This is a genomic window from Pseudomonas entomophila L48 (assembly GCF_000026105.1).
Classification (GTDB): domain Bacteria; phylum Pseudomonadota; class Gammaproteobacteria; order Pseudomonadales; family Pseudomonadaceae; genus Aquipseudomonas; species Aquipseudomonas entomophila.
In genome coordinates, this window is sequence record NC_008027.1 from 3,960,561 (window position 1) to 3,984,146 (window position 23,586).

The following is a 23,586-nucleotide window of genomic DNA, read 5'->3' on the forward strand; positions in this document are numbered from 1 at the left end:
CTGGTGTTCAGCGACCGGCTTTGACAGGCCGCGACGGTATTAAGCATGCGGCTAGCCCTCGATGGCGGCTGTACGTGCGGGCACGCTCGCGTGCGCCGGAACTTTGCTTATTCCGCCGGTCTGTCAACCCGCGTACAGCTGCCACCCTTCTGTTTGACAGCAGACAGGTGGCTGCCCTCAAAGGAATAAGAAGATGCTAAAGATCGTCCCCGATCCACCCCACAACCACCACTCCCTCGAAGACACCATCATCCAGGCCACCGAGTACGCCCTGTGCGCGCAGACCGTGGCGCATCAGGCTGTTCTACTGCATCCCAAGTCGCCCGTGTCGATTCTGGTCATGGCTGCGATGCATGAAATGGAGGCGCTGCGGGTGCTGCTTGAGTCGGCGTTGATTCAGGTGCAGATGCCGCAGGTGGAGCCTCGGACGTTGCATTAAGTCGGTATGTATGGAAAAGGTAGTGTGATAGAGAATTCATCGAAGATACTTGCTTGTTACTGTACAATCGACTGTTCTGGAGCATTAACGAAAACGCACCCAAGCCACACATATGTAGGGCCTGGGCGCTTTTTTGCGTCAAAATTTTGGCTGAGGATGCAGGCCGCCAATTTATCAGACCAATTAATCCGCAATATCAGAACTTTGATATCACAGAATAAACTCACACTCACGACAAGGTAGTTTATTGTTTTACCCACAACCAACCGCACATGCTAATGATGCGGAAACATATGAGTGAAATTCGATGAGCTTCGCGCCTTTTGAAACTCTCTAATTTGAAAATCAGAAATCTGCTCATAATCGGAATATGCCGTTTCCATATAGGTGGCTGACCACTCCCAAGAAACCTGTAGAAAACCACCCTTATCCATATGCTTTAAAAGCGAATACTTTTCAACATAGTACTTTAAGCCATGCCCATCACGCATAAGGCAATTAAAGTAAAGCACCTTTAATTCATCATCAGAAATCTGCGCCCTTAAAATATTACAATATTGGCGCCGCTGAAAATACTCCATACGAAGCTGCCGCTTCGACTTTTTACCTTTCTCAGAACCTTCCTCATGCACTTCCAATTTAAAATTATCGATCAACTTTAGAATTTGATACATATTCCTAAAGTATTGTGAGAGCAATATCTTGCAATCATTGCCAATTACAATTTTTACTGACTCAATCAACTTACCTAGACCATCAGCATTCAACCGCTCTTGCTGCGCCCTGTGCTCCACCCAACTATCAAACCCCAACAAATCAGATCGCTTAACTTTTAACGCAGCTTCACTTTCATTTACCAAATCAAGTACGCCATCAACTACAATCTTGAAAAGATCTCCCTCCCCCTTATTACGGGCACGCATCCTTTCCGCCAGCCGACCATGCACATCTAGCAATCGAAAAAGTACAGATTCAAAATTCTGCCGCTCAAATACAGCCGTCTGCTTGTCCTGAATGCGATTCGCAATACGAGTCTCTTCTTTTGCCTCCTTAAGCTCCTTGCTTTGCATTTTTATTGTAAATAAAACTGCAATCAGCGCCATAAAACTAAGAAGTGGATTCAATACTCCACCAAAGAAGTCTCCTATTTGCCCCATGTACCCGAGCTGAGTAACATTCGCAAACCCCAGGAATGGAAAATCAACATTAACGGCAATCTTCAACCACAAAATAAAAGCAACAAAAAGGATCAAGAAAACACTAACCGCTAGAAATGTCGGCCCGAATCGCATCCACGAGCATTTATCGTAGATACTCATCCAGATCTTGCGAAAGAAAATAGATATCCTTTCATTACGAAGCTGCTTCCTATACTCGGCGCCCAACCTTTTTTCAAGCAACACAATAACTCCTGTAATTTAGCTTCAGCTGGCGATCGATAATACGTCCAATAAAAATCAATGCATGCTACCCAAAAGCCACTACCCAGTCCATATCTGCACGCATCCGCAGATGCTTCAACCCGTAGCTGACATAACGCACCCAATATTTGACATTCGTCTCACTCTTCCACCACAGAGCCAGGCAATACCTGCACGCCACAGCAACCCTACACGCTCACCCGGCTACTGATCCATTCTGTACCTTTGAGATCCGCCGCCTGGCCCGTGAGGCCGGGTGCGAGTTCGCCGTCAGCAAATACACGCAGAAAACCCGCACGGCCCCTTCTTCAGCCCAAAAGCTGAGGGCATACGATATGAGCAAGCACATCCTCGACAATCGGACCCTGCCCCTCCTCCAGGTCCAGGTCAGCCTTTACCCTCATGCACCGCTCTACTCCGCAGCGTGATGTGCCGTCGTTCCGCCTGAAGGTTGAGCGCAGCCAATTCGATGCGCTCTTCTCCGTCGAGCAGGGAAGCGAACGCCACACGCTGATCCTGCCGAACGAAAAAAGAAGCACCTCAAACTGGCTAATTTCATCGAGGCGATTATTAATGAACCCTTCGAACCAAGCAGCCCAGCCGATCTACCGGCACTTCCACACGCAAGCCGACGCTTCGGCACCTTTGAAACAGAGCAACGGCAGCAGGTGTTCGAGCCAGGCCAAGTCGCTCCCGAGCTAGCCGATTTCAAAGCGCCTATAAATGCCACTATCTAGCTTCAGACCGAGTCCTTACGCCACCAGCCAGCAAGGGTTCATAGCACTCAACTGCATGCGACGCCATAGCGGGCGACTGCAACACTCCCACACACTACCTCTTACAGAAATCTCAGCTGAAGGCCTTGTGATATCACGAAATTTGAAGGATGATCGAACGCTTATGTTTGCCAGAAGGAACTCCTTAATGAAAAGTATCGCTTTTTTCAACAACAAGGGAGGAGTGGGGAAAACAACCCTCCTGTGCAACCTTGCCGCTCACTTCGCCTTACAAGAAGGAAAGAAAGTACTAATCATTGATGCCGACCCTCAAAGCAACGCCACTGCTTACCTACTGCCAAACGCCCAAATTCAGAATATTTATTCTGACCAGACACTCCCAAATCTTTATGAGTATTACGAACCAATTGCACGTGGCAAGGGGTTCCCCGAGCAGCAACCACTTATAGTTAAGTCCCCAAGATTCGGAGTCGATTTAGTACCTGGACATCCAAGATTTGCGCTTCGGGAAGACCTGCTAGCTAAAGACTGGGGAGACACGCTTATTGGCGATGATCGAGGCCTACAAACCACCTTTACCTTCGCCCACCTATTAAATAAATCAGCCAAACACTACGATTATGTATTCATAGATATGGGACCGTCGCTAGGCGCAATAAATCGATCAATCTTACTTGCCGCCGACCACTTCTTAACACCCATGTCAGCCGACCTTTTTAGCCTGATGGCTATCGAAAATATAATCCTTTCGTTAAAAACCTGGCGCGATGAACTTTCTGCCGGCCTAGACTTCTTCGAAAGAAAGAATAAATATAGATACGAGCAAGATAGCTCCGAGATCAAGTGGAAGATATCATTCCTTGGATATGTTATGCAGCAATACAAAGCCAAAAGCGTGCGAGGCGAGCTACGGGCAGTTGCATCTTACGACAAAATAATACAAAAATTCCCTGCTGACATTTCCGAACTTGAGATGGCATTTGGCCTGAAGAGCCCTGAAACAGCTGACCTTGGAAAGTTTCCGTCTCTCTACAGCCTCGTGCCAATGTCTCAAACTGCTAACGCGCCTATTTTCTCATTGGGATCGAGTGATGGCGTGGTCGGTGCTCATTTTGCAAAAGTTGACGAATCAAAATACATGTTTGCCGAAATTGCAAACAGAGTGAAGGCCCGCTTAGCATTGGCGGAGAACTTCAAATGATCAACTGGCCAGAAACGCTACTGAAAGACATCGAATCTAGACGCGTAGTTATTTTCTTGGGCTCAGGAGTCTCGAGAAACTCAACAGGAGAAGACAACAACACAAGGCCAAAAACTTGGGAAAGCTTCTTGACAAATGCTGCCACCAACGCCGGCATCTTGGATGTTGTAAATCCCTTCCTAGCCACGAAAGACTACCTAACCGCACTAGATTTAATACGAAATCACTGCTCGCGAGACGCTTATGCTGAGCTTGTAAAAAAGGAGTATCTTGACCCAAGATACTCAGAAGCCCCGATTCATGAGGCAATTTACAAACTTGACAGCAACATTGTCCTAACACCTAACTTTGACAAAATATACGACGTCTACGCAAGCGCCAAATCTCGCGGCACGACCACCATCAAACAATACTACGAACTAGACCTTGCAAGATACATACGAGGCGATCGCCGAGTAATTGTAAAGATTCACGGATCCGTTGACTCTCCAGAAAACATGATCTTCGGAAGAAGAGATTATGCCGAAGCACGGGTAAAGCACAGCTGGTTCTACGACATCCTAAAATCATTGATACTCACCCATACATTCCTATTTATAGGGTGCGGTACAGACGACCCAGACATTCGACTATTACTTGAAGACGCCAAATTTAGTGCAGGCTTTGCGCGCGAGCACTATTTTATCTCAGCAAAAGGTTCCATAAGCACAGGCTTCAAAGAAATTTTGGAAAGCACCATGAATCTCCGTGTGCTCGAATATGACTATGAGGATTTAATCGGAGACCATTCAGATCTCACCGCCTCCTTAGAAGCGCTTGCTGATTCGCTAAGCTGGAACTCATAAGAACGTCTGCCGAGACTGAGCGCAAAATTCGCTGGCGCATAGGCTATGCTATGCCGCCAGCGCTACCTCTGTTTGCCAACACATGAGTATGGTGGGTGTTCAGTCCCAGAGGGTCATGGTGCATCCTCAACTCCTCATGAGGAGGATGCATTTTGGAAGGACGTATTCATGACTCAGCCTACACGACGCCGCGAATCCGAGCCGAGCTCCAAGCGTCGAAAGAATCGAATCGAAAGCTCGCTGCCTGCTACCGGCTGAGCGTGAAGTCCGTCATTGAATGGCGTTCACTAACCACTACACAGAATGCTCGGATGGGACCTGCCAAACCATGGTAAGCGATTCAACAAAGATGGCTCTTGAATGAAGGAGATATCCCGGCAAAGACATTCTGGACCGTAGATTGGCTCCAAGCCAGCACTGCAAAAGTTCTGACTTGCCGCGAAGTGCCTACTGCTGCGAAAGCAGCTCAGCAGGGCAGCTCCAAGTGTGTACTTTCTCTTCCTCACCCAGAGAAACCACTCTCAGACAGCCGTCAACAGGTGGGTTCTTGTCGAGGGCGGTTTCGATGTAGGTGATTGCAGCCGGCCCCTTGTCAATCTGCTCCTGACATCCCTGCGCTTCCTTCACGTAGGCATTCAACACGTCTTCTGGTTTTTGCGTTCGGATAGTTCCTGCCACTGTCAACCAGTACTCTTGAGCTTTGTATCCTGCACCACGACACTGGGACAGCGGAGACAGGATACCGAACGCGTCCGCTTCAGATTTGAGAGCCAGCATCTTTTTACTCTGGGCAACCAACTCCGGCCCTACCGGTAGAGCAGAGAGGACTCGAATTTCACCGACATAGACTGTCGTTTTCAGGAGATAGGCAATCGCGTCCCCGCGTTGCTCCTGGTATTGACCAATCTCTTTTTTGTTGTCGCCGGTGACCTTGTAGCCCTTGTCATTGCAACCGACTAAAATCGATGCTGCCAAGAGGACGGCAGCGCCCCCAAAAACAGGACGTTGAAGCTTCTTCACATTCCCTACCTTTTTCTGGTTATCCCTAAGCTCAAGGTGATGCCCTTGAGGCGGCTCATCGTACAAGACACCACTATCACGAACCAAACCCAGCTCACTCTAGTTACTGCATGGACGTACGCCTGACAGGCGTTCAGCGCGATCAGTCCTCAATCACCTTAATCGGTGATGGCGATAATTCACCGAGCATGCGCTCGACCAAATTGGGCGCTTACGGCTCCATCCTCTACATCTCTGCTGCCGGTGAACGCTCGCACGCCACCGTCATCCAAGGTGGCAATGGTTTCGGCGTCAAATTGGGCCGCCCGCGCAGATTAGCAGTGGCCACCGGCTGTTTAGGCGACACTGCGCTCTGAAATATCGTTGACTTCCTTCAAAGATGCTCACTTGCCTCTGACGAAAATCAGACTTAACCACTTCCTTGTAGTCCATTTCCCAAACATACTTCTGCGGCCTTTTTTCCGTTGCGGTCGCCCTGGCGGGGCTCTAGTCTCGGCCTGTCGTTGCACATCAACGACACAGCTTTGACAGGCTGTGACGGTACAATCACGCTGGCAGTCTCCGTTTAATGGTGGCTGTACGTGTGGGCACGCTTGCGTGCGCCGGAACTTTTGTGTGATTTACCGCCGGTCTGTCAACCCACGTACAGCTGCCACCCTTCTGTTTGACAGCAGGCTGGTGGTGGCACCGTCAACGGTAAATCACCATGCTAAAGATTGTTCCCGATCCACCCCACAACCACCACTCCCTCGAAGACACCATCATCCAGGCCACCGAGTACGCCCTGTGCGCGCAGACCGTGGCGCATCAGGCTGTTCTACTGCATCCCAAGTCGCCCGTGTCGATTCTGGTCATGGCCGCGATGCATGAAATGGAGGCGCTGCGGGTGCTGCTCGAGTCGGCGTTGATTCAGGTGCAGATGCCGCAGGTGGAGCCTCGGCCGTTGCATTGAGCCGGTATGTCGTGAGTTGCCTGGAGGGCCCTGTTCGCCGGCAAGCCGGCTCCTACCTGGGGCGCGAATCGCCTGTAGGAGCCGGCTTGCCGGCGAATGGGCCAGGCCAGGCACCAAGCCTTTCAGGGAGATTGAGCCATGAGCACAGACGACACCACGCCCCACACCACCGTGGGCAAGACCAAGTTCTACCAGGGTGAAAAGCATACCGACCCGCTGTTCTGCATCGAACCCGGCATCCCTTGCCAGCACGCACGGGAACAGGCCTCGGAGTTGATGGGCTGCGTGTGCGACCTGACCATTACCGGGATCATGGAAGACAAGCCTCAGCTGATCTGGGCGTCGTATTACCTGAGCGCGCTGGCCAAGGCGCTGATGGATGATGCGGAGTTGGGGATGAAGCATTAAAGGGCCGCCCTCTCGAGCGTTTGAAGAAGGCGTTGCAGCGCCTGTCAGAGCGAGCATGCCGGGGCAGAGCTCGTTCTCCAGGCGCGACAGGAAGTCAATTATGAGTCTGGATGCCAGGTGTTGCCGTGGTGTGCACGCACTCCGTCGGACCATGAGAACTTAGGGCACGGCCCCAGGTCTGATCAGCACCCCAACCCCTCGCCCCTCGGAGGCGTACAAAACCATGAAACATAAACTGGTGGCCATCTTCGCTTGTACATTGGCGCTTGGCGCTACTGCGTTGTTGCCTGCGGATGTCTCACCCATTGGCTCAGCCTATGCCAAAGGCGGTGGCGGTGGCGGTGGCGGTGGCGGTGGCGGTCATGGTGGTGGGAACAGTGGCGGCCACGGCGGCGGCATGGGTGGGCACGATGGTGGCCGTTCCGGCTTTGGTGGTGATCACGCAGGCAAGGCCAGTCGCGATCACGGCGTCAGCGGCAACCGATACGGCAGCCTGCGCAATGATGACAATGGCCATGGCGCCGTTACCTCAGGCGTAGCCCACTCCAAGGATACCCGCGGCCTGTCCAAATCCACCGCCGTCTCGCAGACAACCCCTGGGGATCATAACCAGAAGGGCCTGAGCAACGCGGTCCGGTCTTCGTCCAAGAACGATCGGTAAGCTCAGCATTCCCATGGTTCCAAGCCCAGCCTCGTGCTGGGCTTTTTGCATTAGCTTCAGAGCATTTATGGCGTCGGGGCGCCCAGCCGGGTAGCGCTTCGAATGTTGAAGCAGGCTGTTATGGAATGAATTGCCTGGTCGGGCCCTGTTCGCCGGCAAGCCGGCTCCTACGGGAGACAGGAATAGCGCCCTTGGCACCAGCCAGCACCTTATCGCCAATCAGACCGGACGAATCCCGCCATGCTTGGTAAACTGGCGGCCATCAACCTTTCCATCGCCTGCCAGCGGGACTCGCCGCCTGGCTTCGCTGAGTTCGTGCCCCAGACTTATGCAATCTCAAGCCGCTTCCTCCTTGCGCCCCGAGCCGTCCCGCCGCTTCAGCGTTGCGCCGATGATGGACTGGACAGACCGTCACTGTCGCTTCTTCCTGCGCCTGCTCTCCAAGCACGCCCTGCTCTACACCGAAATGGTCACCACCGGCGCCCTGCTGCACAACGACGCCCACCGTTTCCTGCGCCACGACGACAGCGAGCACCCGCTGGCCCTGCAACTGGGCGGCAGCGTGCCGGCGGACCTGGCGGCCTGCGCACGCCTGGCGCAGGAAGCCGGCTACGACGAGGTCAACCTCAACGTCGGCTGCCCCAGCGACCGGGTGCAGAACAACATGATCGGCGCCTGCCTGATGGGCCACCCGGCGCTGGTGGCCGATTGCGTCAAGGCCATGCAGGACGCCGTGAGCATTCCGGTCACGGTCAAGCACCGCATCGGCATCAACGGCCGCGACAGCTACGCCGAACTGTGCGACTTCGTCGGCCAGGTGCGCGATGCGGGATGCCGCAGCTTCACCGTGCATGCGCGTATCGCCATTCTTGAAGGCCTGTCACCCAAGGAGAACCGCGAGATACCGCCGCTGCGCTATGACGTGGCGGCGCAGTTGAAGGCGGACTTCCCGGACCTGGAACTGGTGCTCAACGGCGGGATCAAGACCCTCGAGGAGTGCCGCACGCACCTGGAGACCTTCGATGGCGTGATGCTGGGGCGCGAGGCGTATCACAACCCCTACCTGTTGGCCGAGGTCGACCAACAGCTGTTCGGCAGCAGCGAGCCAGTGATCAGCCGTGCCGAGGCGATGGCCAAGCTGCGCCCGTACATCGTCGCGCACATGGAAAGCGGCGGCGCGATGCATCACATCACCCGGCATATCCTTGGCCTCGGCCAGGGCTTCCCGGGGGCGCGGCGCTTCCGTCAGTTGCTGTCGGCGGACATCCACAAGACCGACACGCCGTTGGCGGTGCTGGACCAGGCTGCGGAGCTGCTGCAGGGGCGCTGAGCCTCCCTGGCTTGCACTGCTTCCTGTAAGAGCAATTGTCTTGTGCTGGCTGTAATGGCCCATTCGCCGGCAAGCCGGCTCCTACGGGTGCAGTCCTGATCTTGAGGCAGGCGCGGCCCCTGTGGGATGATCTCGCCGGGAACCTCTACCGCGCATTCGACTCGAACCCTCACCTTCCACGCAGCCCCACACGCATCAGGCCCGTTGCCGGGCCGCCGGGGCTCGGGTAATGTCGAGTCATTGCACAGGACAGAGCACGCCCATGACCTCCAAGCTGGAACAACTCAAGCAGTTCACCACCGTGGTCGCCGACACCGGCGACCTGGACGCCATCACCCGCCTCAAGCCGGTCGACGCCACCACCAACCCGTCGCTGCTGCTCAAGGCCGCCGCCATCCCGGGCTACGCCGACCTGCTCGAGCAGGTCAAGGCCGACACCAAAGGCAATGTCGACCTGGCCTGTGACAAGTTCGCGGTCTCGGTGGGCGCGGGTATCCTCAAGGTCATTCCAGGCCGGATTTCCACCGAAGTGGATGCGCGCCTGTCGTTCGACGAGCCGGCGCTACTGAAGAAGGCCCACCAGCTGATCGAGCTGTACGAAGCCGCCGGGATCAAGCGCGACCGCGTGCTGATCAAGCTGGCCTCCACCTGGGAAGGCATCCGCGCCGCCGAGAAGCTGGAGAAGGAAGGCATCCAGACCAACCTCACCCTGCTGTTCTCCTTCGCCCAGGCCCAGGCCTGCGCCGACGCCGGGGTGTTCCTGATCTCGCCGTTCGTGGGGCGTATCTACGACTGGTACAAGAAGAGCACCGGCAAGGAATACATCGGCGCCGAGGATCCGGGCGTGCAGTCAGTCACGCGCATCTACGACTACTACAAGGCCAACGGCTACAACACCGTGGTCATGGGCGCGAGCTTCCGCAACATCGGCCAGATCGAGCAACTGGCCGGCTGCGACCGCCTGACCATCAGCCCCGAGCTGCTGGTGCAGCTGTCCGATGACCAGGGCGAATTGCCACGCATCCTCAAGCCGGGCAATGCCGGCGAAGCGAAGCAGCAACTGAACGAAAGCCAGTTCCGCTGGGCGATGAACGAGGACGCCATGGCCACCGAGAAGCTGGCCGAGGGTATTCGCCAGTTCGCCCGGGACCAGGAGAAACTCGAAGCCTTGATGGCCGACAAAGCCTGATACATATTCGGGTTGATCGACGGGCGGTAAATGCAGAGCATTTCCCGCCCGTTTTCCGTTGGGGTGGCCGATGCCGCCACACCCAATAAAGCCGAGCCTTAGATGACTCTCAGTGCCACCCTCCCCCTTGTCCTCGCCGGCCCCGTACTTCGCCGCCTGGAACCCCAGCGCCTGGCCATCTGGCTGGTCGGCTCGCAACCATTGCGCCCAGAGTTCATCCTCGAACATGAGGGCATCATCGCCAATGTAGGCGTTGAAGTGATCCCAGTCGGCACGCACGCCTTCATCCACCTGCTGGACATTCACTTCGACAAACCACTGCCCAGCAATACGACCCTCGAATACGACCTGTGCCTGGACAACGGCCAAGGTATCGCCGACTGGGCAGCGCACCTGCTCTACCCCGGCGCCAGCCGCCCCAGCTTCGTGCTGCGCGACCGCCTCGACCAACTGCTCCACGGGTCCTGCCGCAAACCCCATCACCCGGCCGCTGACGGCCTGCTCTGCGCCGACCGCCTGCTTTTGGCGGGACCGCGACCGGAAGAGCGCCCGGCTATGCTGCTGATGACCGGCGACCAGGTCTATGCCGATGACGTTGCCGGCCCCATGCTGCGCGCCATCCACGAACTGATCGAGTGCCTGGGCCTGTTCGACGAGACGCTGGATGGCGCCTTGGTAGACAGTGGCGCCGCGCTCTACCGCCACCCGGCCTGCTACTACCACCGTGCCGACCTGCTACCGGCCCAGGAAAGCAACGAAACCCTGCGTGAGCGCTTCTTCGGCGGCAAGCGCAAGCCGATCTTCTCCTCCAGCAACGCCGACAACCACCTGGTGACCTTCGCCGAAGTCATGGCCATGTATCTGCTGGTCTGGTCGCCCGTACCTTGGGCGTTGGTGCATTTGGACATGCCGCCCGGCCTGACAGACAAACGCCAGGCCCGCTATTGCCACGAACTGCCGCTGATTGAGGCTTTCCGTGGAGGGCTCGGACAGGTGGCGCGGGTAATGGCCCACCTACCCTGCCTGATGATCTTCGACGACCACGACATCACCGACGACTGGAACCTCTCGGCGCAATGGGAGCAGACCGCCTACGGCCACCCGTTCTCCCGGCGCATCATCGGCAACGCCCTGCTGGGCTACCTGCTGTGCCAGGGCTGGGGCAACGACCCGGATGGCTGCGCGGCGCTGGTCGGGCGTTGCCGGCAGTTGGGCAAGGCGCGGGACGAACTGATCGGCGAACTGCTGCGTTTCCAGGGCTGGCAGTACGCGTTGCCCACGGAGCCGCCACTGCTGGTACTGGACACGCGTACCCGGCGCTGGCGCAGCGAAAACAGCCTGCAGAAGCCCTCCGGCCTGCTCGACTGGGAGGCCCTGTGCGAACTGCAACAGGCGCTGCTGGACCACCCTTCGGCGATCATCGTGTCACCTGCGCCGATCTTCGGGGTCAAGCTGATCGAGACCGTGCAACGGGTGTTCAGCGCGCTGGGCTACCCGCTGCTGGTGGATGCCGAGAACTGGATGGCCCATCGCGGCGCAGCGCAGGTGATCCTCAATATTTTCCGCCACTCGCGCACGCCGGGGCATTACGTGATCCTCTCCGGGGACGTGCATTACTCGTTTGTCTATGAGGTGCTGATCCGCCATCGCCAGCGCAGCCCGCACCTGTGGCAGGTGACCAGCAGCGGGATCAAGAACGAGTTTCCCCGGCGCCTGCTGGATGTGCTGGACCGGCTCAACCGTTGGCTGTATTCGCCGCGCTCGCCGCTCAACTGGTTCACCCAGCGCCGGCAGATGGAAGTGGTGCCGCGCACGCCCAGCCATAGCAAGGCGGGTGAGCGACTGTGGAACAGTGCGGGGTTGGGGTGGGTGTTCTTCGACGGCGAGGGGCGGCCGGAACGGGTGTATCAGCTGAACGCCGATGGGCGTGAGACAACCGAGTTTGCTCGGCGAATGGGTGTTGGCGGCTAGGGCTTACGGTGGCTTTCCGGGCCCAATCGCGGGTAAACCCGCTCCTACAGGGCTTTCATCGGCCTGCGAAGCGGTGTAACACCCGCAAATAGCAAGGGTCAGGAACGCTCTAGCGCACTCACCAGGTCATGGAAGGCTTCGCGGTTGGAGTCGTTCAGCCCCATCAGGATCTTGTGCGCCTCCAGCACCTTGGAGCGCACCACGTTCTCGTCCTGATCTTGCGACGGCAGGTCGGTCAGGCACTCCGGGCAGGGTATCGGGCGGTCGACGATGTTGAACACCTGGTCGAAGCCCATCGACTGCAGCAACCGGGAGATGTCCGGGTTGGTGGTGACCACGGTCGGCAGCAGGCCGACTTTCTGCCGGGACAGGATCGACAGCTTGGCCAGCAGGCCCAGCGTGGTGCTATCGATGCTTTCGGTCTCTGTCAGGTCGATGACGATGGCCGAGAAGTTCAGCGCGGTGAAAATCTTCTCGATCGTCGCATCCAGCGCCGAACACAGGGTCAGGCGCACTTCACCGACAAATTTCAGAACGAAGGTCCCGCTCTGTTCGGCGAACTGGATTCTACCGGTACTCATTCAAGGTTCCTGCTCAACACCAATAGGGCGATATCATCCGGCATCTCCCCAAGCGTAGCCAATTCGAAACGTTGGCGCAGCCCTTCCAGGCTGCCCCCTGCATCCTTGACGATCTCCGGCAAGGACGCTTCCTTATCTTTGAGTGTGTCCCCCGGCAAAAGGTCCAGAATGCCATCGGACATCAGGGTGAGGCTGAACTGCGGTGGCAACTCCAGCACCTGGTCCTGGTAGCTGGCCTCGTCGAACAGCCCCACCGGCAGGCCACGGCCCTCCAGATAGCGGGCCTGGCCTGGGGTGTACAGCACCGGCAGCGGCAAGTGGCCGCCCACGCTGTAGGTGAGCAGGCCGGCGTCCTCGTCGATGACGCCACCGACCATGGTCACATGCTTGCCCAGCTTGCAGTTGATCAGCCCGCGGTTGATGTGGCTGAGCACCTGCGAAGGCTTGAATTCGCGCATCTTGCCGCTGCGTTTGATTTCGAACAGCAGGCGCGTGGTCATGAACTTGAGCAGTACCGTGACAAACGCCGAGGATGCGCCGTGGCCGGACACGTCCGCCAGATAGAAGGCGATGCGCCGCTCGTCCACGCGGAAGTAATCGGCAAAGTCACCCGACAGGTACAACGACGGGATGATCTGGTGTTCGAACGCGTACCCACCGGCCTGCCAGGGGCTCTCCGGGAGCATGTTCATCTGCACCTGGCGCCCGGCGTTCTGGTCTTCCTGCAACAGGTGCAGGCTGGCCTCAAGCTCGCGGTTGGCTGCTTCGAGCTTGTCGCGATAGCGCTGGTTCTCAAGCACCAGGCGCGAACGGTCGAGTGCACGACGCACCGAATGCTCCAGTACGGCCAAGTCTTCCAGGGGCTTGATCAGGTAGTCGGCGGCGCCCAGGCGCAAGGCTTCGACCGCATCGCTCATGACACCGGCGCCGGACACCACGATCACCGGCAACTGCGGCGCGCGCTCGCTGACCCGGCGGATCAGTTCGAGGCCGCCCATCTGCGGCATGCGCAGATCGCAGATCACGAGGTCGGGCTGGTGTTCTTCGAAGACCTGGAGGCCCTGCTGACCGTTGGCGGCCTGGAGGACGCTGAAACCGCTGTCTTCCAGATAGGCGGCGAGGCTGGCACGGACCACGTCGTCGTCATCGATGATCAGCAGCGTTGCACTGGTTTTCTGCATGTGGGCGAACGGCGCCAGATTTGGGTTGGCGTAACGGCTGCGGATACCCCGTCAGACGCTACTGGAATGCTCTCTAGCCACTCTCTATTTGAGTTGTAGGACAAGAAGACTGGTCCGGCAAATAGCAGAGGTGCCCTGTAAGGCGCTGACGGTACTCCCATCCGCCTGGCGTTTCAAGCGTGGGAAGGTAGACTTCCCTGCACTTTACAGGGCAAATCACCTGGCGTTATAAGAAAGCCGACCCGTGCGACCCGATGAAAGGAAGCAGCCATGTCCCAGCCCCCCGTGAACTACAGCGAAAAACGCGATTTCATCCGCATGCGCATCGACACCGAGGTCAGCCTGCTGCATGCCGGCCAGGTGATCGCCGCCGTTTGCCTCGACCTGTCCAGCAGCGGCATGCAGGTGCAGGCACCGCAACGGTTCCAGGTGGGCGATCAGCTCGAGGTACGCATCGATTCCGACCACCCTGCACTCAAGGGCCTGCACGCCAGTACCGAGGTGGTGTGGATCGCCGACCAGTCCGGTGGCGAGCAGAAGCTCGGCTTGCGCATCCTGGCCATGCACTGAGCCCGACTGTGTTACAGGATGAAAAAAGGCGACCCGAAGGTCGCCTTTTTCACATCCAGCCGAATCAGAAGTCGTCTTCGACTGCGCCATCCTTGACCTTGAACTCGCGGTTCTGCAGGTAGGCGTTGCGCAGGAAGATGTACTTGTCACCCTGGATCAGCTTTTCAGCCTGCAGCAGGCTGGCGCGGGTGTCGATCACGTCCAGGGCGAAGATCGAATTGCGCGTGGGCACGTGGTCGATATAACGATAGGGTTCGGTGTAGGTGTCCGGGTACTTGGCCAGGCCGTCACGTACGGTGCTGGGGCCAAGCAGTGGGATGACCACGTACGGGCCGCTGGGCACGCCCCAGTAGCCGAGAGTCTGACCGAAGTCCTCGTCATTGCGCTGCAGGCCCATCTTGGTGCCGACGTCGAAGAAACCGCCCAGGCCGAAGGTGGTGTTGACGATCAGGCGCGCGGTGTCCACGCCAGCGGCGTGCGGCTTGAGCTGCAGCACGTTGTTGGCCAGGTTGGTGACATCCCCCAGGTTGCGGAAGATGTTGTGGATGCCATCTTCGAGGAACTGCGGGGTGACAGCCTGGTAGCCCTGGGCCAGCGGCTTGAGGGCATAGGTGTCCAACACATCGTTGAACTTGAAGATCGGTCGGTTGACCGCCTCCCAAGGGTCTTCTTCTGTGGCCGCCTGAGTAGCCGCCACAGGCGCCAGCAACAGGCTGGCGCAGACACAGGCCTGGGTGATTCGTTCGATCACTCCGGCACCGATCCTACGCATAGATGTTTCTCCATCGGATTTCACGGCGGCAACGGCCTTTGGCGCGCTGCTGAATTAGGCGCCAGTATAATGGCTTGCTGGCTTAGGGATAGTCTTACATATCTCTGTCAAGATTTTGTGAACATGTGCCACGGTCATAGAGTGGTCATAAAGGCGGGCTAGCCTGCGAGGTATTTCAGGGAAGTTGCCATGCAAGATGCCCTCGCTTTCACGGCCGTGCTGTTCGGATTGCGCGGCTGCCTGGTCCAGACTGTGGATGGCAAGCACCTGCCCGCTCCCGGCGCCCTGGACTCCCTCGAGCGCCTGCGCAAGCAGCAAGTACCCTGCATCTGGCTCGACGAGCTCGATGCCGCTCAAGGCCGGCAGCTCACCCGCGTCCTCCCCGACTGGTTGCCCGGCCATGTGGTCAACGGCTGCAAGTGGCCGGCACCCAACGCTTGCTGGCAAGCACTCATGACCCTCGAAAGCCAGCGGCTGGAAGGTTGCGTATTGGTCAGCGGCGAACCCCTGCTACTGCAATCGGCGCTCAATGCTGGGCTGTGGACAGTCGGCCTGGCAGCCTGCAGCCCCTCGTGCGACCAGACCTCCAGCCAATGGCAGAGCATGACACGACAAGAACAGGATCTGACCCGAGGCAAGGCGACCCTCGAACTGTTCGGCATGGGTGTGCATTCGGTGATCGACCACCTCGAGGCGCTCGACACCTGCCTGGCCGATATCGCCCAGCGCCGGCAAAAGGGCGAGAAACCCTGATACATCATGGTTGATGAGGGTCATGCAAAGCGTCGACAGGTGGATTACGCTAGGAGACAGGCAAGAACCTTTGGCGCTTCATCGAGGTCCATGCCTTGCCAAGCCATTGATGGAGTATGACCCATGCCCGCCCGCGAACTGCAAGAGCAACTCGATAGCCTGCGCGAGCAACTGGACCGCAATCCACCGCTCTCGCTGGAAGAGCGCGACCACCTGCACGAACTGATGCAGCAGATCGAAGCCCAGATCAAGCTCGAGGAGGCCACCCAAGACAATGACATTGTCGATGGCGTGAACCTGGCCATCGAACGCTTCGAGGCCGAACACCCCGACCTGACCGCCACCCTGCGCAGCATTGTCAATTCGCTGCACAGCATGGGTATCTGAGCCCTCTTAACACGATTGGGGCTGCGTTGCAGCCCATCGCCAGCAAGCGCCGCCCCCTGTAGGAGCCGGCTTTGCCGGCGATGGGCCGCTACGCGGCCCCAATTGTCTTATGTCTTACTGACGAACCAGGCGCAGGTTCTCAGGGCTGATCGCCCGGGTGCTGCGATAGGGGTTGATGTCCAACCCGCCACGCCGCACATAGCGCGCATATACCGTGAGGTATTCCGGCTGCAGCAGCTTTTTCAGGTCCAGGTAGATACGCTCGACGCACTGCTCGTGGAAATCAGCGTGCTGACGGAAACTGATCAGATAAGTCAAAAGGCTGGCATGGTCCAGCGCACGCCCCTTGTACTCGACCACCACGCTACCCCAGTCCGGCTGGCCGGTAACCGGGCAATTAGATTTCAGCAGATGGCTGTGCACCGTCTCTTCCACCACGCGCTCTGTCGAACAACGCAGAAGCTCGGGTTGCGGCTGCTCATAGTTGTCGATGGTCACGTCCAGCGCATCGATGCACTGGCCCGGCAGCGTGGTGACCCCTTGGGCCTCGACGTCGGCCAGGGTACTGACCTTGACCGCCACCACTTTGCCCGCCGCGGCGGAAAGATCCTTCGCCAGGCACGCCTGCAACTGCGCCACCGACTCGAACTTCGTCTGGTTCAGCGAATTGAGGTACAGCTTGAACGACTTGGACTCGATGATGTTCGGCGAATCGCACGGGATGGCGAATTCACCAATAGCCACCACCGGCTTGCCCGACGGCAGCAACCAGGACAGCTCGAAGCAGTTCCAGTAATCCACGCCCTGCCAGGGCAAGGCGTCACCGCTGACGCCCAGCTCGGCCCACTTGGCCAGGCGTGGAATCGGGAACAGCAGCGAGGGCGTGTAGGTGGCGATGTATTCGCTGGACTTGCCCAGCGGAGAGTGTTCGGCGGCGGGATGCATGGAAACTGACCTGAGGGTTTGAAATTGCCCCTAGTCTACCGGTTTTGCACCCCGCCTTGGGGCGCTTGTTACTCGATGGTCAGCGGCCCGACCATGCCGGCCTGGTAGTGCCCCGGCACGTTGCAGGCAAACTCGATGGGCGCGGACTTGCGGAAGGTCCAGGTCAGCTCGGCACGCTGGCCGGGCTGGACCAACACGGTGTTGCCTGCCCCATGAGCATGCCCACCCATGTCCATCTGACCGTGATCCATCTGCCCATGGTCCATGCCCTCATGGTTCATGCCGGCGGTGAACAGCTTGCCCTGCATGGCCACCATCTCTTTCTGGTGCTCGACATGCATGGCCTTGTCACCCAGGTTGAACTCGTGGGGCAGCTTGCCTTCGTTGATCAGCACGAAGCGCACGGTCTCGCCGGCCTTGACCTTGAGGCTCTTGGGCTCGAAGGCGATATCCCTGAGCACCACCTCGACGGTACGGCTGGCCTTGGCCGCCGGGGCCGGCTCACCGAAGGCGAAGTTCTTCGATTCGTCAGCGAAGGTGGGCAGGCTGAGCAGCGCGAGTGCGGCGGCGACAAACAGGTGTTTCATGAGTGGCTCCGAAGGGGGGCGGGGAGAATGTGGCCATTCTCGAAAAGGCTGGCTGGCAGCTGGCTGACAGGGAGATTACAACTTTGTCAGCTTGGGCGAGGCGGCGGATCGTCACGTATGATTTCAGGCACCGCCCTTGTGGGAGCGGGTTCACCCGCGAATATCGCTGTGAATGCCCCAACGTTTTCGCGGATGAATCCGCTCCTACAAGGCCCGCGTGAACCTTCAGAACTGTGAACACCCATGAAATTACTGATCGTCGAAGACCAGGCCAAGACCGGCCAATACCTGTGCCAGGGCCTGAGCGAGGCCGGTTTCGCCACGGAGCTGGCCACCGACGGCGACACCGGCCAGCACCTGGCGCTGACCGGTGACCACGACCTGTTGATCCTCGACGTGATGCTGCCGGGGCGCAACGGCTGGCAGATTCTCCAGAGCGTGCGCCAGGCCGGGCTGGACACGCCCGTGCTGTTCCTCACCGCCCGCGACGCGGTCGAGGACCGCGTGCACGGCCTCGAGCTGGGCGCCGACGACTATCTGGTCAAGCCTTTCGCCTTCTCCGAACTGCTGGCACGGGTGCGCAGCCTGCTGCGCCGGGGCGCCAACGCCAGCCAGGACACCCACCTAGCGCTTGCCGACCTGCGCCTGGACCTGATCCGCCGCCGTGCCGAGCGCAGCGGCCAGCGCATCGACCTGACCGCCAAGGAGTTCGCCCTGCTCGAACTGCTGCTGCGCCGCCAGGGCGAAGTGTTGCCCAAATCGCTGATTGCCTCGCAGGTGTGGGACATGAATTTCGACAGTGATACCAATGTGATCGAAGTGGCCATCCGCCGCCTGCGCCTGAAGATCGACGACAGCCATCCCACCAAGCTGATCCACACCGTGCGCGGCATGGGCTACGTGCTCGAGGAGCGGCAGGACTGATGCGCCGCCTGTCCCTCGGTGGCCGCCTGGCCCTGCTGTTCGCCGCCTGTACCGCGACCGTTTCGCTAAGCGCCGGGCTACTGTTCAATCGCGCCAGCGAACGCCATTTCGTCGAGCTCGACCAACAATTGCTCAGCGGCCGCCTGTCATTGATGCGCAGCCTGCTCGACGGCGTGGTCACCCCGGAACAACTGGACGCACGCCTGCCTGAGCTGAGCAACGAACTGAGCCATCAGTCCGACCTGGCCCTGCGCATACGCGGCGTCGATGGCACGAGCTGGTTCGACAGCCGCGAAGGCCTGCCGGACGACCTGCGCCAGGCCGGCCTGGCCACCCTGCATGCCAGCGGCGTCGACTACCGCAGCCTGAGCGTCCCGCTCAGCGAGAGCCAACCTGCGTCACCGCAGCTCACCCTGTTCCTCGACATCACCCACCACCAGCATTTCCTTCAAGGCATGCAGCGCCTGATCTGGCTCACCGTCGGCTTGTCGGCCTTGGCCACCGCGCTGCTGGGCGCCTGGGCCGCACGCCGGGGCCTGAAGCCGTTGCGACGGATGGGCAAGGTCGCCGCCAGCGTCAACGCCCGCTCGCTGACCACCCGCCTGCCCGTGGCACAGATGCCCGAAGAACTGGCGGAGCTGGCGAGTACAGTCAATGCCATGCTGCAGCGCCTGGACGACGCCTTCCAGCGCCTGTCGGCGTTTTCCGCCGATATTGCCCACGAGCTGCGCACACCGCTGTCCAACCTGCTCACCCACACCCAGGTCACCCTCACCCGGCCGCGCAGCCTAGAGGAGTACCGCGAGGCCCTGCATGGCAACCTGGAAGAACTACAGTGGATGGCCCAGCTGGTCAACGACATGCTCTACCTGGCCAAGGCCGACCACGGTTTGCTGATGCCCAATCGCCAACCGCTGGAGCTGGCCGTGGAGATCGATGCGCTGCTGGAGTATTACGCGCCCTTGGCCGAGGAGGCCGAGGTGCGGCTGTCGCGCAAGGGCGAAGCACGAACCGAGGGGGACCGGCACATGCTGCGCCGGGCGCTTTCCAACCTGCTGGACAATGCATTGCGCTTTACCCCGGTCGGTGGCGAGATCCACGTGACTCTGGAGCCAGGGTTGCGCGTCAGTGTCGCCAATACCGGGCCGGCCATTGCCCCGCACCTCATGGAGCGGCTGTTCGACCGATTCTATCGGGCAGATCCGGCTCGCCAGAAAGGCAGCAGCGAACATGCGGGACTGGGGCTGGCGATCACCCGCTCGATCGTGCAGGCGCACGGAGGCAGCATCAAGGTGGAGTGTGGGAACGGCTGGACGCGGTTCGTGATCGAATTGCCTGAGCGGCAGTGAAGAAGGGGCCGCCTTGCGGCCCATCGCCGGCAAGGCCGGCTCCTACAGGGACGGCTTTGCCGGCGAATGTTGCGTTACTCGTAACGCAGGGCCGTCGCCGGTTCTATCTGCGAGGCCCGGTAGGCCGGGTAGATGGTTGCCAGGAAGCTCATCACCAACCCTGCCACGCAGATGATGGCAACGTCCCCCCACTGCAGCTCGGACGGCAGGCTGCTGATGAAGTAGATGTCGGACGTGAAGATATGCTGGCCACTGACCCGCTCGATCCAGCCGACGATGGCGCTCACGTTGAACGCCGCAATCACGCCCAGCACACCACCGATCAGCGTGCCGACAATACCGATCAGGCTGCCCTGGACCATGAACGTGCCCATGATCTGCGCTGGCGTGGCACCGATGGTACGCAGGATGGCGATGTCCGCGCCCTTGTCGTTCACCACCATCACCAGGGTGGCGATGATGTTGAACGCCGCCACCGCGATGATCATCATCAGCAGCAGGCCGATCATGGTCTTTTCCATCTTCATGGCGCTGAACAGGCTGCCCTGGGTGTGCGACCAATCATCGGCGCGGTAGCCCTCGCCCAGGCCGGCGGCGATGGCCTTCGACACCTGCGGCGCGGCATACAGGTCTTGCAGCTTCAGGCGCACGCCCTGCACCTGGCCCGGCGCCCAGCGCTGCATCTCGCCGGCATCGGCGACATGAATGTAGGCCTGGGAGCCATCCAGTTCGGCGCCGACCTTGAAGATGCCGACCACAGTCAAACGCTGCATGCGTGGGGTGATGCCGCCTGGTTCCTTGCTGATCTCGGGGACGATCAGGGTCAGCTTGTCGCCGGTGTTCAGCCGGAAGCGCCGGGCCGTCAGCTCACCGATGACCACGCCGTACTCGCCAGGCACCAGGTCCTGCAGGCTACCCTGGACGATATGCTGGGTGACGATCGAAACCTTGCCCTCTTCAGCCGGGTCGATACCGGCCACCTGAATCGGCTGCATGGCACCTTTGTACGACAGCATGCCTTCCAGTTCGGTGAGCGGCGCTGCGGCCAGCACCGCCGGGCTACCCTCGGCGGCGCTGGCCACCTTGCGCCAGTCGTCCAGCGGCTGCTCGCCGAGGATGCTGGCATGGGGCACCAGGCCCAGCACGCGCGAGCTCATCTCACGCTGGAAGCCGTTCATCACCGACAGCACCACGATCATCGCCAGCACGCCAAGCGACAGGCCGATCATCGAGGTCATCGAGATGAACGAGATGAAGTGGTTGCGGCGCTTGGCACGGGTGTAGCGAGCACCGATGAACAAGGGCAAGGGTCTGAACATGTACGGCAACACCTAAGAAGAAAGTGAACCGGGGCGCGCTTCACGGCGCCCCGCGCAAGCGACTCAGATCGCCACCAGGTGCCCGTCTTCCAGGCGCAGCACACGGTCCATCTGGCGCGCCAGGTTGAGGTCGTGGGTCACTACCAGGAACGCGGTCTGCGAGTGGCTGGACAGCTCCTGCATCAGTTCCTGGATGCCTTGGGCGGTGTGGTGGTCGAGGTTGCCGGTGGGCTCGTCGAGCATCACCAGGCCCGGGCGGTTGACCAGGGCGCGGGCGATGGCCACACGCTGACGTTCACCACCGGACAGCTCGGCCGGCTTGTGATTCAGGCGGTGCCCCAGGCCGACCCGCTTGAGCAGCGCCTCGGCGCGCTCGCGGGCCTCTGGAATAGGCGTCTTGCCGATCAGCAGGGGCATGCAGGCGTTCTCCAGGGCGGTGAACTCCGGCAACAGGTGGTGGAACTGGTAGACGAAGCCCAGCGCGCGGTTGCGCAGCAGCCCACGCGCCCGCTCGCCCAGCGCCGACAACTCTTCGCCGGCCAGCCAGACGCTGCCTTGGGTCGGCGTATCCAGGCCACCCAGCAGGTTGAGCAAGGTACTCTTGCCCGAGCCGGAGCTGCCGACGATGGCCACCCGCTCACCCGGCTGCAGCTCCAGGTTCAAGCCGGACAGCACCTGCACCGACTCCGGGCCCTCTTCGTAACTCTTGCCCAGGTTGCGGCAACTCAACACGGCTTTATCACTCATGCGCGACTCACTCATAACGTAGCGCCTCTGCAGGCTGGGTGCGCGAGGCGCGCCAGGCCGGGTACAGGGTGGCGAAGAAACTCAGGACCAGCGCCGCGCCGCAGACCATCCACACGTCCTGGGCCTGGAGCTGCGAGGGCAGGTAATCGATGAAATACACGTCGGCGTTGAGGAACTTGTGCCCGATCAGCGTCTCGATGCCGGCGATCACCGCGCTCACGTTGAGCGCGCCGAGAATGCCCAGTACCGCGCCGATCAGGGTGCCGACCACGCCGATCACCGTGCCCTGGACCATGAAGATGGCCATGATCTGCGCGGGCGTCGCGCCCAGGGTGCGGAGGATGGCGATGTCGCCGCGCTTGTCGTTGACCACCATCACCAGGGTGGAAATGATGTTGAACGCCGCCACCGCCACGATCAGCAGCAACAGCAGCCCGATCATGGATTTCTCCATGCGAATCGCCTGGTACAGGTTGCCGTGGGTACGGGTCCAGTCACGCGGGTAGAACTGCTGCTCGCCCAGCTGCTGGGCGATATCCCAGGCCGCGCGCGGCGCCTGGAACAGGTCGTCGAACTTCAGGCGCAGGCCCTGGACCTGATCGGCTTTCCAGCGGTGCAGTCGCGACAGGTCGGAGAGGTTGGTCAACCCGAGATAGCCGTCGATCTCGCCAGCGCCAACGTGGAAGGTGCCGACCACGGTGAAGCGCTTCATGCGCGGGAACATGCCGGCCGGGGTGACACTCACCTCGGGGGCGACGAAGGTCAGCTTGTCGCCGATGCCCACGCCCAGCTTCTGCGCGGCCTTGTCGCCGATCATGATGCCCCACTCGCCCGGCGCCAGCTTGTCGAGGCTGCCGTCGAGCACGAACTTGTCGATGATCGACACCTCGCGTTCGCGGGCCGGGTCGACGCCGTTGAGCAGCACCTTCTGCACCTTGCCCTCGTGCGTCAGCAAACCCTGCATCTGGGTGAACGGCGCGACCGCCAGCACCTGCGGATTCTGCTTTACTTTAGAGGCAAGAGCCTGCCAGTCATCGATGGGCTGGCCGGTTTCCAGGGTGGCATGAGGGATCATCCCCAGCACGCGGGTACGCATCTCGTGGTCGAAACCGTTCATCACCGAGAGCACCACGATCATCACCACCACGCCCAGGGCGAGGCCGATCATCGAGGTGAGCGAAATGAACGAGACGAAGTGATTGCGACGCTTGGCACGGGTGTAGCGCGTACCAATGAATACGAAAAGAGGTCTGAACATGTCGGGGCTTGTTCGGATGAAAGGGAACGTCCTTGTGGC

25 protein-coding genes and 2 pseudogenes are annotated in these 23,586 nt (G+C 59.6%); 16 read left to right on the forward strand and 11 right to left on the reverse strand.

Annotation, left to right across the window (positions count from 1 at the left end):
• Positions 1 to 193: 193 nt before the first annotated feature.
• Positions 194 to 439, forward strand: coding sequence for a hypothetical protein (locus PSEEN_RS16980; protein WP_011534689.1), 246 nt, complete (start codon positions 194 to 196; stop codon positions 437 to 439).
• A 275-nt stretch (positions 440 to 714) separates the two neighbouring features.
• On the opposite strand, the gene PSEEN_RS16985 is transcribed toward PSEEN_RS16980, so the two are convergent.
• The gene (locus PSEEN_RS16985) at positions 715 to 1,842 is read right to left on the reverse strand and encodes a putative phage abortive infection protein (RefSeq protein WP_044488270.1); all 1,128 of its coding nucleotides are present in this window, start codon (positions 1,840 to 1,842) and stop codon (positions 715 to 717) included.
• Between the two features lie 942 nt (positions 1,843 to 2,784).
• Here PSEEN_RS16985 and PSEEN_RS16990 point away from each other — a divergent pair.
• The 3 genes and pseudogenes from PSEEN_RS16990 to PSEEN_RS27030 all read left to right on the forward strand — a co-directional run.
• Complete coding sequence (locus tag PSEEN_RS16990; protein WP_044488272.1) at positions 2,785 to 3,798, forward strand: ParA family protein; 1,014 nt, start codon at positions 2,785 to 2,787, stop codon at positions 3,796 to 3,798.
• Entirely contained in the window at positions 3,795 to 4,643 is an 849-nt protein-coding gene (locus PSEEN_RS26240) for an SIR2 family protein (RefSeq protein ID WP_083789189.1), read from the forward strand. Before PSEEN_RS16990 ends, PSEEN_RS26240 begins: the two co-directional genes overlap by 4 nt.
• Positions 4,644 to 4,795: 152 nt before the next feature.
• Positions 4,796 to 4,972: pseudogene (locus tag PSEEN_RS27030) on the forward strand (IS481 family transposase); the annotation flags it as partial.
• A gap of 118 nt (positions 4,973 to 5,090) precedes the next feature.
• Here PSEEN_RS27030 and PSEEN_RS16995 read toward each other — a convergent pair.
• Positions 5,091 to 5,663 (reverse strand): hypothetical protein, encoded by a 573-nt coding sequence (locus PSEEN_RS16995; protein WP_158020263.1) that lies wholly within the window; start codon positions 5,661 to 5,663, stop codon positions 5,091 to 5,093.
• Between the two features lie 110 nt (positions 5,664 to 5,773).
• On the opposite strand from PSEEN_RS16995, the gene PSEEN_RS26700 reads away from it, so the two are divergent.
• The 4 genes and pseudogenes from PSEEN_RS26700 to PSEEN_RS27355 form a co-directional block, all read left to right on the forward strand.
• Positions 5,774 to 6,019, forward strand: coding sequence for a hypothetical protein (locus PSEEN_RS26700; protein ID WP_011534787.1), 246 nt, complete (start codon positions 5,774 to 5,776; stop codon positions 6,017 to 6,019).
• A gap of 350 nt (positions 6,020 to 6,369) precedes the next feature.
• A complete protein-coding gene (locus PSEEN_RS17000; protein WP_011534788.1) occupies positions 6,370 to 6,615 on the forward strand; it encodes a hypothetical protein in 246 nt (81 codons plus the stop codon).
• Between the two features lie 138 nt (positions 6,616 to 6,753).
• On the forward strand, positions 6,754 to 7,023 hold the full coding sequence (locus PSEEN_RS17005; protein WP_011534789.1) for a DUF3077 domain-containing protein: 270 nt from the start codon (positions 6,754 to 6,756) through the stop codon (positions 7,021 to 7,023).
• A gap of 223 nt (positions 7,024 to 7,246) precedes the next feature.
• A pseudogene (locus tag PSEEN_RS27355) lies at positions 7,247 to 7,411 on the forward strand (hypothetical protein); the annotation flags it as partial.
• On the opposite strand, the gene PSEEN_RS27360 reads toward PSEEN_RS27355, so the two are convergent.
• The gene (locus PSEEN_RS27360; RefSeq protein ID WP_044488274.1) at positions 7,334 to 7,540 is read right to left on the reverse strand and encodes a hypothetical protein; all 207 of its coding nucleotides are present in this window, start codon (positions 7,538 to 7,540) and stop codon (positions 7,334 to 7,336) included. The pseudogene PSEEN_RS27355 and the gene PSEEN_RS27360 sit on opposite strands and share 78 nt — an antisense overlap.
• A gap of 472 nt (positions 7,541 to 8,012) precedes the next feature.
• Here PSEEN_RS27360 and dusA point away from each other — a divergent pair, with 472 nt between their 5' ends.
• The 3 genes from dusA to PSEEN_RS17025 all read left to right on the forward strand — a co-directional run bounded on the left by dusA (position 8,013) and on the right by PSEEN_RS17025 (position 12,174).
• The gene (gene dusA, locus PSEEN_RS17015; RefSeq protein WP_011534791.1) at positions 8,013 to 9,014 is read left to right on the forward strand and encodes a tRNA dihydrouridine(20/20a) synthase DusA; all 1,002 of its coding nucleotides are present in this window, start codon (positions 8,013 to 8,015) and stop codon (positions 9,012 to 9,014) included.
• A 262-nt stretch (positions 9,015 to 9,276) separates the two neighbouring features.
• Positions 9,277 to 10,203, forward strand: coding sequence for a transaldolase (gene tal, locus PSEEN_RS17020; protein ID WP_011534792.1), 927 nt, complete (start codon positions 9,277 to 9,279; stop codon positions 10,201 to 10,203).
• 102 nt (positions 10,204 to 10,305) lie between these two features.
• Positions 10,306 to 12,174, forward strand: a complete 1,869-nt coding sequence (locus tag PSEEN_RS17025) for an alkaline phosphatase D family protein (RefSeq protein WP_011534793.1) — start codon at positions 10,306 to 10,308, stop codon at positions 12,172 to 12,174.
• A 98-nt stretch (positions 12,175 to 12,272) separates the two neighbouring features.
• Here the strand turns inward: PSEEN_RS17025 and rssC are convergent, their stop codons facing one another.
• Together rssC and rssB are read right to left on the reverse strand one after the other, a co-directional pair.
• Complete coding sequence (rssC, locus tag PSEEN_RS17030; RefSeq protein ID WP_011534794.1) at positions 12,273 to 12,755, reverse strand: anti-sigma factor antagonist RssC; 483 nt, start codon at positions 12,753 to 12,755, stop codon at positions 12,273 to 12,275.
• A complete protein-coding gene (rssB, locus tag PSEEN_RS17035; protein WP_011534795.1) occupies positions 12,752 to 13,936 on the reverse strand; it encodes a two-component system response regulator RssB in 1,185 nt (394 codons plus the stop codon). The genes rssC and rssB overlap by 4 nt, the downstream gene beginning before the upstream one ends.
• A gap of 270 nt (positions 13,937 to 14,206) precedes the next feature.
• Between rssB and PSEEN_RS17040 the strand changes: the two genes are divergently transcribed.
• Positions 14,207 to 14,506, forward strand: a complete 300-nt coding sequence (locus PSEEN_RS17040) for a PilZ domain-containing protein (RefSeq protein ID WP_011534796.1) — start codon at positions 14,207 to 14,209, stop codon at positions 14,504 to 14,506.
• Between the two features lie 64 nt (positions 14,507 to 14,570).
• Here PSEEN_RS17040 and PSEEN_RS17045 read toward each other — a convergent pair whose 3' ends face one another.
• A complete protein-coding gene (locus tag PSEEN_RS17045) occupies positions 14,571 to 15,278 on the reverse strand; it encodes an MlaA family lipoprotein (RefSeq protein ID WP_011534797.1) in 708 nt (235 codons plus the stop codon).
• A gap of 189 nt (positions 15,279 to 15,467) precedes the next feature.
• On the opposite strand from PSEEN_RS17045, the gene PSEEN_RS17050 reads away from it, so the two are divergent.
• Positions 15,468 to 16,031: an HAD superfamily inactivated hydrolase PcrP gene (locus PSEEN_RS17050; RefSeq protein WP_011534798.1), complete on the forward strand. Its 564-nt coding sequence runs from the start codon at positions 15,468 to 15,470 to the stop codon at positions 16,029 to 16,031.
• A gap of 123 nt (positions 16,032 to 16,154) precedes the next feature.
• The gene (locus PSEEN_RS17055) at positions 16,155 to 16,418 is read left to right on the forward strand and encodes a DUF4404 family protein (protein ID WP_011534799.1); all 264 of its coding nucleotides are present in this window, start codon (positions 16,155 to 16,157) and stop codon (positions 16,416 to 16,418) included.
• 114 nt (positions 16,419 to 16,532) lie between these two features.
• Here PSEEN_RS17055 and queF read toward each other — a convergent pair whose 3' ends face one another.
• Both queF and PSEEN_RS17065 read right to left on the reverse strand, forming a co-directional pair.
• On the reverse strand, positions 16,533 to 17,363 hold the full coding sequence (gene queF / locus PSEEN_RS17060; protein WP_011534800.1) for an NADPH-dependent 7-cyano-7-deazaguanine reductase QueF: 831 nt from the start codon (positions 17,361 to 17,363) through the stop codon (positions 16,533 to 16,535).
• A gap of 68 nt (positions 17,364 to 17,431) precedes the next feature.
• Positions 17,432 to 17,950 carry a cupredoxin domain-containing protein gene (locus tag PSEEN_RS17065; RefSeq protein ID WP_011534801.1) on the reverse strand — a complete coding sequence of 173 codons (519 nt, stop codon included), beginning with the start codon at positions 17,948 to 17,950 and terminating at the stop codon, positions 17,432 to 17,434.
• A gap of 243 nt (positions 17,951 to 18,193) precedes the next feature.
• On the opposite strand from PSEEN_RS17065, the gene PSEEN_RS17070 reads away from it, so the two are divergent.
• Together PSEEN_RS17070 and PSEEN_RS17075 are read left to right on the forward strand one after the other, a co-directional pair.
• Positions 18,194 to 18,874 carry a heavy metal response regulator transcription factor gene (locus PSEEN_RS17070; RefSeq protein WP_011534802.1) on the forward strand — a complete coding sequence of 227 codons (681 nt, stop codon included), beginning with the start codon at positions 18,194 to 18,196 and terminating at the stop codon, positions 18,872 to 18,874.
• Positions 18,874 to 20,223 (forward strand): heavy metal sensor histidine kinase, encoded by a 1,350-nt coding sequence (locus tag PSEEN_RS17075; protein WP_011534803.1) that lies wholly within the window; start codon positions 18,874 to 18,876, stop codon positions 20,221 to 20,223. Before PSEEN_RS17070 ends, PSEEN_RS17075 begins: the two co-directional genes overlap by 1 nt.
• Positions 20,224 to 20,297: 74 nt before the next feature.
• Here PSEEN_RS17075 and PSEEN_RS17080 read toward each other — a convergent pair whose 3' ends face one another.
• From PSEEN_RS17080 to PSEEN_RS17090, 3 genes are all read right to left on the reverse strand, one after another.
• The gene (locus tag PSEEN_RS17080) at positions 20,298 to 21,542 is read right to left on the reverse strand and encodes a lipoprotein-releasing ABC transporter permease subunit (protein WP_011534804.1); all 1,245 of its coding nucleotides are present in this window, start codon (positions 21,540 to 21,542) and stop codon (positions 20,298 to 20,300) included.
• Positions 21,543 to 21,605: 63 nt separating this feature from the next.
• A complete protein-coding gene (gene lolD, locus PSEEN_RS17085; protein WP_193383909.1) occupies positions 21,606 to 22,289 on the reverse strand; it encodes a lipoprotein-releasing ABC transporter ATP-binding protein LolD in 684 nt (227 codons plus the stop codon).
• Between the two features lie 7 nt (positions 22,290 to 22,296).
• Entirely contained in the window at positions 22,297 to 23,547 is a 1,251-nt protein-coding gene (locus PSEEN_RS17090) for a lipoprotein-releasing ABC transporter permease subunit (RefSeq protein ID WP_011534806.1), read from the reverse strand.
• Between the last annotated feature and the right edge of the window lie 39 nt (positions 23,548 to 23,586).

Bases quoted from the DNA above. Each gene is read 5' to 3' on its own strand.
- PSEEN_RS26240 (WP_083789189.1), top strand. From the start codon at position 3,795: ATGATCAACTGGCCAGAAACGCTACTGAAAGACATCGAATCTAGACGC.
- dusA (WP_011534791.1), top strand. From the start codon at position 8,013: ATGCAATCTCAAGCCGCTTCCTCCTTGCGCCCCGAGCCGTCCCGCCGC.
- PSEEN_RS17025 (WP_011534793.1), top strand. From the start codon at position 10,306: ATGACTCTCAGTGCCACCCTCCCCCTTGTCCTCGCCGGCCCCGTACTT.
- PSEEN_RS17075 (WP_011534803.1), top strand. From the start codon at position 18,874: ATGCGCCGCCTGTCCCTCGGTGGCCGCCTGGCCCTGCTGTTCGCCGCC.
- rssB (WP_011534795.1), bottom strand. From the start codon at position 13,936: ATGCAGAAAACCAGTGCAACGCTGCTGATCATCGATGACGACGACGTG.
- PSEEN_RS27360 (WP_044488274.1), bottom strand. From the start codon at position 7,540: ATGGCCATTGTCATCATTGCGCAGGCTGCCGTATCGGTTGCCGCTGAC.
- PSEEN_RS17070 (WP_011534802.1), top strand. From the start codon at position 18,194: ATGAAATTACTGATCGTCGAAGACCAGGCCAAGACCGGCCAATACCTG.
- PSEEN_RS17090 (WP_011534806.1), bottom strand. From the start codon at position 23,547: ATGTTCAGACCTCTTTTCGTATTCATTGGTACGCGCTACACCCGTGCC.
- PSEEN_RS17080 (WP_011534804.1), bottom strand. From the start codon at position 21,542: ATGTTCAGACCCTTGCCCTTGTTCATCGGTGCTCGCTACACCCGTGCC.
- PSEEN_RS16990 (WP_044488272.1), top strand. From the start codon at position 2,785: ATGAAAAGTATCGCTTTTTTCAACAACAAGGGAGGAGTGGGGAAAACA.
- PSEEN_RS17055 (WP_011534799.1), top strand. From the start codon at position 16,155: ATGCCCGCCCGCGAACTGCAAGAGCAACTCGATAGCCTGCGCGAGCAA.
- PSEEN_RS17065 (WP_011534801.1), bottom strand. From the start codon at position 17,950: ATGAAACACCTGTTTGTCGCCGCCGCACTCGCGCTGCTCAGCCTGCCC.
- PSEEN_RS17005 (WP_011534789.1), top strand. From the start codon at position 6,754: ATGAGCACAGACGACACCACGCCCCACACCACCGTGGGCAAGACCAAG.
- PSEEN_RS26700 (WP_011534787.1), top strand. From the start codon at position 5,774: ATGGACGTACGCCTGACAGGCGTTCAGCGCGATCAGTCCTCAATCACC.
- lolD (WP_193383909.1), bottom strand. From the start codon at position 22,289: ATGAGTGATAAAGCCGTGTTGAGTTGCCGCAACCTGGGCAAGAGTTAC.
- rssC (WP_011534794.1), bottom strand. From the start codon at position 12,755: ATGAGTACCGGTAGAATCCAGTTCGCCGAACAGAGCGGGACCTTCGTT.
- tal (WP_011534792.1), top strand. From the start codon at position 9,277: ATGACCTCCAAGCTGGAACAACTCAAGCAGTTCACCACCGTGGTCGCC.
- PSEEN_RS17040 (WP_011534796.1), top strand. From the start codon at position 14,207: ATGTCCCAGCCCCCCGTGAACTACAGCGAAAAACGCGATTTCATCCGC.
- PSEEN_RS17000 (WP_011534788.1), top strand. From the start codon at position 6,370: ATGCTAAAGATTGTTCCCGATCCACCCCACAACCACCACTCCCTCGAA.
- PSEEN_RS17045 (WP_011534797.1), bottom strand. From the start codon at position 15,278: ATGCGTAGGATCGGTGCCGGAGTGATCGAACGAATCACCCAGGCCTGT.
- queF (WP_011534800.1), bottom strand. From the start codon at position 17,363: ATGCATCCCGCCGCCGAACACTCTCCGCTGGGCAAGTCCAGCGAATAC.
- PSEEN_RS17050 (WP_011534798.1), top strand. From the start codon at position 15,468: ATGCAAGATGCCCTCGCTTTCACGGCCGTGCTGTTCGGATTGCGCGGC.
- PSEEN_RS16980 (WP_011534689.1), top strand. From the start codon at position 194: ATGCTAAAGATCGTCCCCGATCCACCCCACAACCACCACTCCCTCGAA.